This window comes from Stenotrophomonas maltophilia, assembly GCF_013464915.1.
GTDB lineage: Bacteria > Pseudomonadota > Gammaproteobacteria > Xanthomonadales > Xanthomonadaceae > Stenotrophomonas > Stenotrophomonas maltophilia_AT.
This window is the reverse complement of the sequence record NZ_RAVT01000062.1, coordinates 19,394-32,915: the sequence shown is the minus strand read 5'-3', so window position 1 is coordinate 32,915 and position 13,522 is coordinate 19,394. Positions and strand designations below refer to the sequence as shown.

The following is a 13,522-nucleotide window of genomic DNA, read 5'->3' as shown; positions in this document are numbered from 1 at the left end:
GCGCCCGGCACTACCTTCAACTTGAAGCGTTGCGGATCGCGTCCGGCAGCGGCGCGCTCTTGCCGGTCTGGGTATCCATCCAGACCACCACCACGTTGCCGTCCGAATACAGCTTCGACTCGTCCTGCTGGTCGACGATGCGGTGGCCGATGGTCACGCTGCTGTTGCCCAGGCGCTCGACGAACAGCTCGACCAGAATGTCGTTGGGCCACACGATCGGCAGCCGGTAGTTGACGTTGGTCGCGGCCACCACCGGCGCGATGCGGTCGGTCATCGATACGCCGTCCACGCCCAGCATCCAGCGCACGCGCGCTTCTTCCAGGTAGGAGATGTACTTGGCGTTGTTCACATGGCCCATGCTGTCCATGTCACGCCAGCGCACGCTGATCGGGATGCGGGCCAGGATCTTGTGTTCGCTGCTCATCAGGCGTCCTTCTTCTTCTTGCTGGCAGTAGCGGTCTTGCTTGCCTTGCCGGTACTCGTGGCGGCGACCGCCTTCTTCGCCGGCTTGGCGACCTTCTCAGGCTTCACCTTGCGCGGCGGGCGGGCGTCGGGCTTGTTGGCCACGGCGGCCGGCTGCTCGGGGCGCGCGTTGGTGGAGGGCAGCATCCGCGCCAGGAACTGGCCGGTATACGACTGCGGGCAGGCCGCCACGTCTTCCGGTGTGCCGGTCACCAGGATGGTGCCACCGCGATGCCCGCCTTCCGGGCCCAGGTCGACGATCCAGTCGGCGGTCTTGATCACGTCCAGGTTGTGCTCGATCACCACCACCGTGTTGCCTTCGTCGCGCAGCTTGTGCAGCACGCCCAGCAACGCTTCGATGTCGTGGAAATGCAGGCCGGTGGTCGGCTCGTCGAGGATGTACAGGGTGCGGCCGGTATCGCGGCGCGACAGCTCCTTGGACAGCTTCACGCGCTGCGCTTCACCACCGGACAGCGTGGTCGCGCTCTGGCCCAGCTTGATGTAGCTCAGGCCCACGTCCACCAGCGTTTCCAGCTTGCGCGCGATCGACGGCACCGGCTCGAACAGCCTCAGCGCATCCTCGACCGTCATCTGCAGCACGTCGTTGATGTTGAAGCCCTTGTACAGGATCTCCAGCGTCTCGCGGTTGTAGCGCTTGCCATGGCAGACGTCGCACGGCACGTACACGTCTGGCAGGAAGTGCATCTCGACCTTGATCAGGCCATCGCCCTGGCACGCTTCGCAGCGGCCACCGCGCACGTTGAAGCTGAAACGGCCCGGCGAATAACCGCGCGCACGCGCTTCGGGCACCTGCGCGAACAGCTCGCGCAGGGGGGTGAACAGGCCGGTGTAGGTGGCCGGGTTCGAACGCGGGGTGCGGCCGATCGGCGACTGGTCGATGTCCACCACCTTGTCGAACAGGTCCAGGCCATCGATCTCCCTGTACGGGGCGATCGGGTGCGAGGAACCGTTGATCTCGTTGGCGGCCAGCGAGAACAGGGTGTCGTTGATCAGGGTCGACTTGCCCGAGCCGGACACGCCGGTCACGCAGGTCAGCAGGCCCGACGGAATCGCCAGGTCCACGCCCTTCAGGTTGTTGCCGCTGGCCCCGCGCAGGTGCAGGGTCATCTTCGGGTTCGGCTTGTGCCGGCGCGCCGGAATCTCGATCGCGCGCTTGCCCGACAGGTACTGGCCGGTCAGCGAGCGCGGTGCCTCCAGGATGTCCTGCAGGGTGCCCTGGCCGACGATCTCGCCGCCATGCACGCCCGCGCCCGGACCGATGTCCAGCACATAGTCAGCCAGGCGGATCGCATCCTCGTCATGCTCGACCACGATCACCGTGTTGCCCAGGTCGCGCAGGCGGGTGAGGGTGCCGAGCAGGCGTTCGTTGTCGCGCTGGTGCAGGCCGATGGACGGCTCGTCGAGCACGTACATCACGCCGACCAGGCCAGCACCGATCTGGCTGGCCAGGCGGATGCGCTGTGCCTCGCCACCGGACAGGGTGTCGGCCTTGCGCTCCAGGGTCAGGTAATCCAGGCCCACATCGACCAGGAAGCCGAGGCGTTCGCCGATTTCCTTGACGATCTTCGAGGCGATTTCGCCACGCCAGCCCGGCAGGCTCAGTTCGCTGAAGAACTTCAGCGCCTCGTCGATCGGCAGCACCACCAGGTCCGGCAGCGGGCGGTCGGCCACGAACACGTTGCGTGCCGCCTTGTTGAGGCGGGCGCCATGGCATTCCGGGCACGGCTGTTCGCTGATGTACTTGGACAGTTCCTCGCGCACCGCCGGCGACTCGGTTTCCTTGTAGCGGCGTTCGAGGTTGGGAATGATGCCCTCGAAGCGGTGCTTGCGCTGGGTGCGGCCACCGGCTTCGGTGAAGTAGGTGAAGGTGATCGCTTCATCGCCGCTGCCATACAGCACCGCCTGCTGCACGTTCTCCGGCAGCGAGTTCCACGCCGCGTCGACGTCGAACCTGTAGTGCTTGGCCAGCGAAGCGATCAGCTGGAAGTAGTAGGCGTTGCGGCGATCCCAGCCGCGCACGGCACCGGCGGCCAGCGACAGCTCGGGGTGCACCACCACGCGCGAGGGATCGAAGAACTCGGCCATGCCCAGGCCATCGCAGCCCGGGCAGGCGCCCATCGGTGCGTTGAACGAGAACAGGCGCGGTTCCAACTCCGGCAGCGAGTAGTCGCAGACCGGGCAGGAGTACTTGGAGGAGAACAGCGTCGGCGCGGTTTCGGTGTTGTCCAGGCTCTGCACCGAAGCCATGCCGTCGCCCAGCTTCAACGCGGTCTCGAAGCTCTCGGCCAGGCGCTGCTTGATGTCCTCGCGCGGGCGGAAGCGGTCGATCACCGCTTCGATGGTGTGCTTCTGGCGCAGCGCCAGCGGCGGCACCGCGTCGATTTCATGCAGCTCGCCGTCCACGCGCACGCGCACGAAGCCCTGCGCACGCAGCTGGTCGAACACCTGGGCATGTTCGCCCTTGCGGTCGCGGATGACCGGGGCCAGCAGCATGTAGCGCTGTTCCGGGTCCAGTGTCAGTACCTGGTCGACCATCTGGCTGACCGTCTGCGCCTCCAGCGGGTAACCGTGGTCCGGGCAGCGCGGGGTGCCGACGCGGGCGTACAGCAGGCGCAGGTAATCGTAGATCTCGGTGATCGTGCCGACCGTCGAACGCGGGTTGTGCGAGGTCGACTTCTGCTCGATCGAGATGGCCGGGGACAGGCCCTCGATGTGGTCCAGGTCCGGCTTTTCCATCACGCTCAGGAACTGGCGCGCATAGGCCGACAGCGACTCGACGTAGCGGCGCTGGCCTTCTGCATAGATGGTGTCGAACGCCAGCGAGGACTTGCCCGAGCCGGACAGGCCGGTGATCACGATCAGCTTGTCGCGGGGCAGGTCGAGGTCGAGGTTCTTCAGGTTGTGCGTCCGCGCGCCGCGGATGCGGATGAAATCCATCGCCATGGGGGATCCGGTTATGGGGGGCGTTGGCTGGGTGCCGGGCCAGCGGGGAACGGCAATCGGTCAGCCTACCGAGGTGACCAGATGGGGGCAATGGGCGACAATGCCAGCCCGATGTCTCACCTGATGAGACAGGCCGACAGGCAGGGGTCAGATCCCTTTTCACAACGTGAAAAGGGATCTGACCCCGTTCCGGCCAGGCCGGCCAGGCCGTTCAGGGGTTGACTTGACCCGCGCCCGCTGATCTGCGTACAATCCCGCTCCTGTCCGCCCTCGATGGCGGCAGCTCAGACCACAATAACTACAGAGGAAGGCCTGGTCATGTACGCAGTACTGGTCACCGGCGGTAAGCAATACCGCGTGGCGCAGGGCGAAAAGCTCCGCATTGAAAAGCTCGAAGTCGAAGTCGGCAGCGAGATCAAGTTTGACAACATCCTGATGCTGGGTGACAGCGACGGCGTGAAGCTGGGCGATGCGCTGAAGGGCGCTGCCGTCACCGCCAAGGTCCTGTCCCAGGGTCGTGCTGACAAGGTCCGGATCATCAAGTTCCGTCGCCGCAAGCACCACATGAAGCGTCAGGGTCACCGTCAGTACTACACCGAAATCGAGATCACCGGCATCGCCGGCTAAGCATCAGGAGAAGCAGTCATGGCACATAAAAAGGGCGTAGGCTCCTCGCGCAACGGTCGCGACTCCAACCCGAAGTACCTGGGCGTCAAGATCTTCGGCGGCCAGGCCATCGAAGCCGGCAACATCATCGTGCGTCAGCGCGGCACCCAGTTCCACCCGGGTTCGGGCGTTGGCCTGGGCCGTGACCACACCCTGTTCGCCCTGGTGGACGGCAAGGTGGAGTTCTCGGTCAAGGGCGCCAAGAAGCGTCGTACCGTCAGCATCGTCTCGGCCGACGCCTGATCCAGGCATCGCCGGCGCCCATGCCTCGGCATGGCTGTGCTGGATGAAGAGCACGCTGCATGGAGAGCCCCGCTTCGGCGGGGCTTTTCGTTAGAGTGAACGCAAGACCGGCCAGGCCGGGTTGCCGGCCCGCGGCCGGCATGACATTCAAGGTGGCGGCCGGCAGGTCGCGCCCATCGCAGGCATCGAAACAATGAAACTGGTAGACGAAGCAGAAATCGAAGTGTTCGCCGGCAACGGCGGCAACGGCTGCATTGGCTTCCGTCGCGAGAAGTTCATTCCGCTCGGCGGCCCGGACGGCGGCGACGGCGGTGCGGGCGGCAGCGTGTACATCCGCGCCGACGAAAACCTGAACACCCTGGTCGACTTCCGCCATGACCGCATCTTCAAGGCACAGCGCGGCGAGAACGGCATGGGCCGCCAGGCCTATGGCAAGGGCGGCGAAGACCTGACCATCACCGTGCCGGTCGGCACCGTGGTGATCAACGTTGCCACCGATGAAGTCATCGGCGACCTGACCCAGCACAACGACCGCCTGCTGGTGGCCAAGGGCGGCCGCGGCGGGCTGGGCAACATGCACTTCAAGAGCTCGACCAACCGCTCGCCGCGCCAGGCGCTGCCGGGCGAGCCGGGCGAAGAGCGCACGCTGAAGCTGGAGCTGAAGCTGCTGGCCGACGTCGGCCTGCTGGGCTTCCCCAACGCCGGCAAGAGCACCCTGATCCGCGCCGTTTCGGCGGCGACCCCGAAGGTGGCCGATTACCCGTTCACCACGCTGTACCCGAACCTGGGTGTGGTGAAGGTGGAGAACTACCGCAGCTTCGTGATCGCCGACATTCCGGGCCTGATCGAGGGTGCGGCCGACGGCGCCGGCCTGGGCGCGCAGTTCCTGCGCCACCTGCAGCGCACCCGCCTGCTGCTGCACCTGGTGGATATCTCGCCGATGGAAGGTGGCGTTGAAGGCATTTCCCCGGTGGAGCAGGTGCGTGCGATCGAGCGCGAGCTGGAGAAGCACGATCCGGAACTGCTGAACAAGCCGCGCTGGCTGGTGCTGAACAAGGCCGACCTGATGTTCGAGGACGAGGCCAAGGCCGCGGCCGAGCAGATCGTCGCCGAGCTGGGCTGGAAGGAGCCGTGGTTCCTGGTCTCGGCGCTGGGCCGCGAAGGCACCTTCCCGATCATGAGCCGGATCATGGCCTTCTTCGATCGCCAGAAGGAAGAAGAGCAGGAAGCCCGCGACGCGCAGTAGAGTCGACTGTCAGTCGACTGGCGTTGGCAAAAACCCGGCTCCGGCCGGGTTTTTTGTGGCCTGCGCGATGGGGTTGGCTGGCTGGGGCGATGGCTCCGGCTTGGGCGGCGGGCTTCGGCTGGGGCGACGGGCTCCGGCTGGGGCGACGGGCTCCGGCTGGGGCAATGGCTCCGGCTGGGTAGAGTCGACTGTTAGTCGACTGCTCTTCGCACTACCCGTAAAGCCCGCGCTGCGCGCGTTAGTCGACTAACAGTCGACTCTACCCCCCTCGAAGCAACCCGTCGAAGCAACCCCTCGAAGCAATCCGTCGAAGCAACCCGCCGAAGCAGCCCGTCGGCGCAACCAGTCGACGCAGCCAGCCGACGCCACCGGACCTGTGGCAATCCCCGGATCGCAGGCAACAAAAAACCCGGCCGGGGCCGGGCTTTTGTCTGCTGCCCCAGCCCCGAAGGGCAGGGCGGCAACGCCGGATCAGGCGGCCTTGAGGGCCTTGATGCGGTCGTTCAGGCGGCTCTTGTGGCGAGCAGCCTTGTTCTTGTGGATCAGGCCACGCGCGCTGAAGCGATCCAGGATCGGCTGGGCAACGGCGAAGGCGGCTTCGGCGCCGGCGGCATCGTTGGCGTCCAGCGCCTTGATCACTTTCTTGACAGCGGTGCGCAGCATCGAGCGCTGAGCCACGTTGCGCGCGTTGCGCACGACGGTCTGCTTGGCGCGCTTCTTGGCGGACTTGATATTGGCCACGGTGGTGGTTTCCTGAAAAAATCGGTGTTATGGGAACAGCAAGCTAGCTAGTATGATGGCGTAAGAAATGCACGTCAAGTCGATTGTCAAGAGGGACGCTGAGTGAGTTCACCCAAGTTGTTGCGGGGCCTGCTGTCGTTCAGCAGCATGACCATGGTCTCGCGCGTTCTCGGACTTGTCCGGGACTTCGTGGTGACCACCACGTTCGGCACCAACGCCATCACTGATGCTTTCTGGGTCGCCTTCAGGGTACCCAATTTCCTGCGGCGTTTGTTCGCCGAAGGCTCTTTCGCCACCGCTTTCGTGCCCGTGTTCACGGAAGTGAAGGAAACCCGCAGCCACGCCGAGCTGCGCGAATTGATGGCCCGCACCGCCGGCACCCTGGGTGGGGTGCTGATGCTGGTCACTGCGCTGGCGCTGATCTTTGCGCCGCAGCTGGCCTCGGTCTTCTCCAGTGGTGTTGATACCGACCCGGTCAAGCAAGGCCTGCTGGTCGACCTGTTCCGCCTGACCTTCCCGTTCCTGCTGTTCGTCTCGCTCACCGCACTGGCCGGTGGCGCGCTCAACAGCTTCCAGCGTTTCGCGATGCCAGCGCTGACCCCGGTCATCCTCAACCTGTGCATGATCGCCGGTGCGCTGTGGCTGGCGCCGCGGCTGGGCGGCACCCCGGAGAAGCAGATCCTGGCGCTGGGCTGGGCGGTGCTGGCCGCTGGCATCCTGCAGCTGCTGTTCCAGCTGCCCTCGCTGAAGGGCATCAACCTGCTGACCCTGCCGCGCTGGGGCTGGAGCCATCCGGGCGTGCGCAAGGTGATGACGCTGATGGTGCCGACCCTGTTCGGTTCGTCGGTGGCGCAGATCAACCTGCTGCTGGATACGGTGATCGCGGCCAAGCTGACCGACGGCTCGCAGTCCTGGCTGTCGCTGGCCGATCGCTTCCTGGAGCTGCCGCTGGGTGTGTTCGGCGTGGCGCTGGGCACGGTGATCCTGCCGGCGCTGGCCCGCCACCACGTCAGCACCGACCGCGAAGGCTTCTCGCGCTCGCTGGACTGGGGCCTGCGCATGACCCTGCTGATCTCGGTGCCGGCCATGCTGGGCCTGCTGCTGCTGGCCGAACCGCTGATCGCGACCATCTTCCAGCACGGCCAGTTCAGCGCCTTCGATACCCGCATGACCGCCCTGTCGGTATACGGCCTGAGCTTCGGCCTGCCGGCGTTCGCCCTGCTGAAGGTGGTACTGCCGGCGTTCTACGCCCGCCAGGACACCAAGACGCCGGTCCGCGCCGGCGTGGCCGCGCTGGTGGCCAACATGGTGTTCAACTTCATCCTGCTGGCGGTGCTGTACCAGGTGATGGTGCCGGACGAACTGAAGGCGCAGGGCGTGATGGCGGCCATCGGCAAGCAGCCGGGCCTGCACCTGGCGCTGGGCATTGCCAGCGCACTGTCCAGTTACCTGAACCTGGGCCTGCTGTGGTACTGGCTGGGCAAGACCGATGTCTACCAGCGCCGGCCGGGCTGGGGTGGCTATCTGCTGCGCCTGCTGCTGGCCTGCGTGGCCATGGTCGCGGCGCTGCTGGCCCTGCTGCACTGGCTGCCGGCGTTCTCCGCGATGGGCGTGTGGGAGCGGATCGGCAGCCTGTCGCTGCTGGTCGGCGGTGGCGGCGCCACCTACGCGGTGGCCATGGTGGCCATGGGCTTCCGCCCGCGCGACCTGCGCGGGCATTGATCGCCGCTTGTGGCGGCTATACTTCAGGGTTACACCATTGAAGCGGCGGCCCCGGTCGGGCCGGAACGAGAGTTGATGAGCAGGCTGTTCAGAAGCGTCGAGGGCGGGGAGCTGTTCCCCAACGGAAGCGTGGTCTGTATCGGTGCATTCGACGGCCTCCACCTGGGCCATCGTGCGCTGGTGCGCCATGCGGTTGCCCGCGCGCGCGCCTTGGGCGTGGCTGCCGTGGCCGTGGCCTTCGAGCCGCTGCCGCGTGAATTCTTCGCCCAGGGCACGCCGCCGCCGCGGCTGACCCTGGCGCGCAGCAAGGTCGAGATCCTGCGCGAGCTGGGCGTCGATGCGGTTGGCCTGCTGCGCTTCGACGCGGCGATGGCGGCGATGCCGGCCGATACCTTCGTGCGCCAGCTGCTGGTGCAGCGCCTGAACGCCCGCGAAGTCTGGATCGGCCCGGAGTTCTGCTTCGGCAACCGCCGCCGCGGTGATCTGGCCCTGCTGCAGAAGATGGGCGCCGAACTCGGCTTCACCGCGGGCGAGATCGAAGCGGTGGACCTGCATGGCGAACGCATTTCCAGTACCCGCATCCGCCAGCTGTTGCAGGAGGGCGACTTTGCCCGCGCCAACGACCTGCTCGGCCGTCCGTACGCGATCAGCGGCCGGGTGGTGCGCGGGCGCCAGCTCGGCCGTACGCTGGGCTTCCCCACCGCCAACCTGCGCTTCCCGAAGACGCCGGCGCTGTCGGGCATCTACGCGACCTGGGTGCACGGCGTGTTCGACCAGCCGTGGCCGTCGGTCTCCAGCTTCGGCACGCGGCCGACGGTGGACGGCGTGGAGCCGCTGCTGGAAGCCCACCTGTTCGATTTCCAGGGCGACCTGTACGGGCGCCACATCGACGTGGAGTTCGTCGCCAAGCTGCGCGACGAAGAGAAATTCAATGATCTGGCGGCCCTGACCGACCAGATGCACCGCGACGCCGAACAGGCGCGCGCCATCCTTTCCGAACATAGATTGCGAGCCACTGCGTGAGCCAGGACTACAAGACCACCCTGAACCTGCCAGCCACCGAATTCCCGATGCGCGGCGATCTGCCCAAGCGCGAGCCGGGCATTCTGGCGCGGTGGGAAGAGCAGGGGCTCTACCAGCAGCTGCGCGACAACGCCGCCGGCCGCCCGCTGTTCGTGCTGCACGACGGCCCGCCGTACGCCAACGGCCGCATCCACCTGGGCCACGCGGTCAACAAGATCCTGAAGGACATCATCGTCAAGTCGCGCTACCTGGCCGGCTTCGATGCGCCCTACGTGCCGGGCTGGGATTGCCATGGCCTGCCGATCGAAATCGCGGTGGAAAAGAAGTGGGGCAAGGTCGGCACCAAGCTCGACGCCGTTGAATTCCGGCAGAAGTGCCGCGAGTTCGCCGAAGAGCAGATCAACATCCAGCGCGTGGACTTCAAGCGCCTGGGCGTGACCGGCGACTGGGACAACCCGTACAAGACCCTGAGCTTCGACTTCGAAGCCAACGAGATCCGCGCGCTGGCCAAGGTCGTGGCCAACGGCCACCTGGTCCGCGGCGCCAAGCCGGTGTACTGGTGCTTCGACTGTGGCTCGGCGCTGGCCGAAGCCGAGATCGAGTACCAGGAAAAGGAATCGCCGGCGATCGACGTGGCCTACGCCGCGCGCGATGCGCAGGCCATCGGCCAGGCGTTCGGCGTGAGCGTGCCGGCCGACGTCGAAGTGGCCGTGCCGATCTGGACCACCACCCCGTGGACGCTGCCGGCGTCGCTGGCGGTGTCGCTGGGCGCAGAGATCAATTACGTACTGGCCGAGGGCCCTGCCCACAACGGCAAGCGCCGCTGGCTGGTGCTGGCTGCGGCCTTGGCCGAGCGCGCCCTGCAGCGCTATGGCGTCGAGAACGTGGTGCTGCACGGTGAAACCACCGGCGCGGCGCTGGAGAACCAGCTGCTGGCGCACCCGTTCTACCCGGAACGCGAGATCCTGGTGCTCAATGGCGACCATGTGTCCGACGAGGACGGTACCGGTGCGGTGCACACCGCCCCCGGCCACGGCCAGGAAGACTTCGTGGTCAGCCAGAAGTACGGCCTGCTGGACAAGTACAACGCCGGCCAGATCACCCCGATCGACGGCCGTGGCGTATACCTGGAATCGACCCCGCCGGCCGGTGACGTGGTGCTGGCTGGCCAACATCTATGGCAGGCGCAGGAGGCCATCGTCGGCGTGCTGCGTGACAATGGTGCGCTGCTGGCCTTCCACCCGATCCGCCACAGCTACCCGCACTGCTGGCGTCACAAGAAGCCGGTGGTGTTCCGCGCCACCCCGCAGTGGTTCATCTCGATGGACAAGGCCAATCTGCGCAACGATGCGCTGGCCGCCATCGATACCGTGGGCTGGTTCCCGACCTGGGGCAAGGCGCGCATCCAGAGCATGGTCGACGGTCGTCCGGACTGGACCATCTCGCGCCAGCGCACCTGGGGCGTGCCGATCGCGCTGTTCACGCATCGCCAGACCGGCGAGATCCACCCGCGTTCGGTGGAACTGATGCAGCAGGTGGCCGACCGTGTCGAAGCCGAGGGCATCGACGTGTGGTACTCGCTGGATGCCGCCGAGCTGCTGGGTGCCGAAGCGGCCGACTACGAGAAGGTCACCGACATCCTCGACGTCTGGTTCGACTCGGGCGTGACTCATGAAGGCGTGCTTGCCGCACGCGGCTTCGGCAAGCCGGCCGACCTGTACCTGGAAGGCTCCGACCAGCATCGCGGCTGGTTCCAGTCCTCGCTGCTGACCGGCGTGGCGATCGACAAGCGCGCCCCGTACAAGCAGTGCCTGACCCACGGCTTCACCGTGGACGAGCAGGGCCGCAAGATGTCCAAGTCGCTCGGTAACGGCATCGAGCCGCAGGACATCATGAACAAGCTGGGCGCGGACATCCTGCGCCTGTGGATCGCCTCGGCCGACTACAGCAACGAGATGTCGCTGTCGCAGGAGATCCTCAAGCGCAATGCCGACGCCTACCGCCGCCTGCGCAACACCGCACGCTTCCTGCTCGGCAACCTGGATGGCTTCGATCCGGCCCAGCACTTGCAGCCGCTCGAGCAGATGGTCGCGCTGGACCGCTGGATCGTGCATCGCGCGTGGGAGCTGCAGGAGAAGATCAAGGCGGCCTACGACGGCTACAACATGGCCGAGATCGTGCAGCTGCTGCTGAACTTCTGCAGCGTGGACCTGGGCTCGCTGTACCTGGACGTGACCAAGGACCGCCTGTACACGATGCCGACCGATTCGCACGGTCGCCGTTCGGCACAGAGCGCGATGTACCACATCGCCGAAGCGTTCACCCGCTGGGTCGCGCCGATCCTGACCTTCACCGCCGACGAGCTGTGGGGCTACCTGCCGGGCAAGCACGCCGGCCATGTGCTGTTCACCACCTGGTACGACGGCCTGGCGCCGCTGCCGGCCGATGCCCAGCTCAACGCCGCCGACTTCGACCAGCTGCTGGCCGTGCGCGAGCAGGTGGCCAAGGTGCTCGAGCCGATGCGTGCCAACGGTGCGATCGGCGCCGCGCTGGAAGCGGAAATCACCATCGCCGCCAGTGAAGAGCAGGCCGCGAAGTGGCAGCCGCTGGCCGATGAACTGCGCTTCCTGTTCATCAGCGGCGACGTGCAGGTGCGCCCGGCGACCACCGACGAGGTGTTCGTCAGCGCCCAGCCGACCACCAAGGCCAAGTGCGTGCGATGCTGGCACCACCGCGCCGATGTCGGCGGCAACGCCGACCATCCGGAACTGTGCGGCCGCTGCGTGAGCAACATCACCGGCGCCGGTGAAGTGCGGAGCTGGTTCTGATGGCCGCGCCCCGTCCGCATCCGAACGCCCTGGTCTGGCTGCTGCTGTCGGCGGCCATCATCGGCCTGGACCAGTGGTCCAAGGCCTGGGTGCTGTCGAGCCTGCCGGAGTTCCAGCCGGTGGTGGTCATCGATGGCTTCTGGAACTGGTACCGCACCTACAACACCGGCGCCGCGTTCAGTTTCCTGAGCGACGCCGGTGGCTGGCAGAAGTACTTCTTCACCGCGCTGGCGATCGCCATCAGCGGCCTGATGGCCTGGTGGCTGCGCGGTACCGCCCGCAGCAACTGGAAGGCCGCAGTGCCGTATGCGCTGATCATCGGCGGCGCGATCGGCAACGTGATCGACCGCCAGGTGCATGGTCACGTGGTCGATTTCATCCAGTGGTACGTGGGCAGCTACACCTGGCCCTCGTTCAACATCGCCGATTCGGCCATCGTGGTGGGTGCCATCGGCATCGCCCTGTTTGGCCTGTTCGAAGGCAAGTCCGCCAAAAAGGCGGATAATGCCAACCCGAAACCGTAAGCCGGCCGCTGCCGGGAGATTGAACTGATGGATGTGCTGCTCGCCAACCCGCGTGGTTTCTGTGCCGGTGTCGATCGTGCGATCGAGATCGTCAAGCGCGCGATCGAAACGCTGGGCGCGCCCATCTACGTCCGCCATGAAGTGGTGCACAACCGCTTCGTGGTGGACGACCTGAAGCAGCGCGGCGCGATCTTCGTCGAGGAACTGGACGAAGTGCCGGACAACAACACGGTCATCTTCAGCGCGCATGGCGTGTCCCAGGCCGTGCGCCAGGAAGCCGAGCGTCGTGGCCTGAAGGTGTTCGACGCCACCTGCCCGCTGGTGACCAAGGTCCACTTCGAAGTCGCCCGCCACTGCCGTGCCGGCCGTGACGTGGTGCTGATCGGCCACGCCGGTCACCCGGAAGTGGAAGGCACCATGGGCCAGTGGAACCGAGAAGCCGGTACCGGCCAGATCTACCTGGTGGAGGACGTGGAGCAGGTTGCCACGCTGCACATCAACCAGCCGGAAAACTTCGCCTATACCACCCAGACCACGCTGTCGGTGGACGACACTCGCGGCATCATCGATGCGCTGCGTGAGCGCTTCCCGGCGATGCAGGGCCCGAAGAACGACGACATCTGCTACGCCACGCAGAACCGCCAGGATGCCGTGCGCGACCTGGCCAAGCGCTGCGACCTGGTGCTGGTGGTGGGCTCGCCGAACAGTTCGAACTCCAACCGCTTGAGCGAGCTGGCACGCCGTGAAGGCGTGGAGTCGTACCTGATCGACGGCGCGCATGAAATCGACCCGGCGTGGGTCGTGGGCAAGCAGCACATCGGCGTCACCGCCGGCGCCTCGGCACCGCAGGTGCTGGTCGATGGCGTGCTGACGCGCCTGGCCGAGCTGGGCGCGACCGGCGTCGGCGAGCTGGATGGCGAGCCGGAATCGATGGTGTTCGCGCTGCCGAAGGAACTGCGCCTGCGCCTGGTCGACTGACCGGGGAAGCACCTCATCCACGCATGGCGTGGATCTACTGAAACCGCTCTGGTGGGTGCGAACCCTGGTTCGCACTGCTTCTGGATACATCCCATCCACGCGTGGCGTGGATCTACCGAAACTGC

11 protein-coding genes are annotated in these 13,522 nt (G+C 66.3%); 8 read left to right on the top strand and 3 right to left on the bottom strand.

What is annotated here, in order from left to right:
* Positions 1-16: 16 nt before the first annotated feature.
* A complete protein-coding gene (locus D7T59_RS19220) occupies positions 17-424 on the bottom strand; it encodes an acyl-CoA thioesterase (RefSeq protein WP_108752486.1) in 408 nt (135 codons plus the stop codon).
* Entirely contained in the window at positions 424-3,426 is a 3,003-nt protein-coding gene (gene uvrA, locus D7T59_RS19215; protein WP_180853296.1) for an excinuclease ABC subunit UvrA, read from the bottom strand. Before uvrA ends, D7T59_RS19220 begins: the two co-directional genes overlap by 1 nt.
* Before the next feature lie 318 nt (positions 3,427-3,744).
* On the opposite strand from uvrA, the gene rplU reads away from it, so the two are divergent.
* From rplU to cgtA, 3 genes are all read left to right on the top strand, one after another.
* Entirely contained in the window at positions 3,745-4,053 is a 309-nt protein-coding gene (gene rplU / locus D7T59_RS19210; RefSeq protein WP_005408557.1) for a 50S ribosomal protein L21, read from the top strand.
* Positions 4,054-4,071: 18 nt separating this feature from the next.
* Positions 4,072-4,335: a 50S ribosomal protein L27 gene (gene rpmA / locus D7T59_RS19205; protein ID WP_005415704.1), complete on the top strand. Its 264-nt coding sequence runs from the start codon at positions 4,072-4,074 to the stop codon at positions 4,333-4,335.
* Between the two features lie 193 nt (positions 4,336-4,528).
* Positions 4,529-5,581, top strand: a complete 1,053-nt coding sequence (gene cgtA, locus D7T59_RS19200; RefSeq protein ID WP_106549432.1) for an Obg family GTPase CgtA — start codon at positions 4,529-4,531, stop codon at positions 5,579-5,581.
* 471 nt (positions 5,582-6,052) lie between these two features.
* Here the strand turns inward: cgtA and rpsT are convergent, their stop codons facing one another.
* Complete coding sequence (gene rpsT, locus D7T59_RS19195) at positions 6,053-6,322, bottom strand: 30S ribosomal protein S20 (protein ID WP_005408560.1); 270 nt, start codon at positions 6,320-6,322, stop codon at positions 6,053-6,055.
* 117 nt (positions 6,323-6,439) lie between these two features.
* On the opposite strand from rpsT, the gene murJ reads away from it, so the two are divergent.
* From murJ to ispH, 5 genes are all read left to right on the top strand, one after another.
* Positions 6,440-8,044 (top strand): murein biosynthesis integral membrane protein MurJ, encoded by a 1,605-nt coding sequence (murJ, locus tag D7T59_RS19190; protein ID WP_180853326.1) that lies wholly within the window; start codon positions 6,440-6,442, stop codon positions 8,042-8,044.
* Positions 8,045-8,119: 75 nt separating this feature from the next.
* Positions 8,120-9,067: a bifunctional riboflavin kinase/FAD synthetase gene (locus D7T59_RS19185; protein ID WP_180853298.1), complete on the top strand. Its 948-nt coding sequence runs from the start codon at positions 8,120-8,122 to the stop codon at positions 9,065-9,067.
* Positions 9,064-11,895, top strand: coding sequence for an isoleucine--tRNA ligase (ileS, locus tag D7T59_RS19180; RefSeq protein WP_180853300.1), 2,832 nt, complete (start codon positions 9,064-9,066; stop codon positions 11,893-11,895). Before D7T59_RS19185 ends, ileS begins: the two co-directional genes overlap by 4 nt.
* Positions 11,895-12,419, top strand: coding sequence for a signal peptidase II (gene lspA, locus D7T59_RS19175; protein ID WP_180853302.1), 525 nt, complete (start codon positions 11,895-11,897; stop codon positions 12,417-12,419). The genes ileS and lspA overlap by 1 nt, the downstream gene beginning before the upstream one ends.
* Positions 12,420-12,446: 27 nt before the next feature.
* Positions 12,447-13,397 carry a 4-hydroxy-3-methylbut-2-enyl diphosphate reductase gene (ispH, locus tag D7T59_RS19170; protein ID WP_180853304.1) on the top strand — a complete coding sequence of 317 codons (951 nt, stop codon included), beginning with the start codon at positions 12,447-12,449 and terminating at the stop codon, positions 13,395-13,397.
* Positions 13,398-13,522 lie beyond the last annotated feature (125 nt).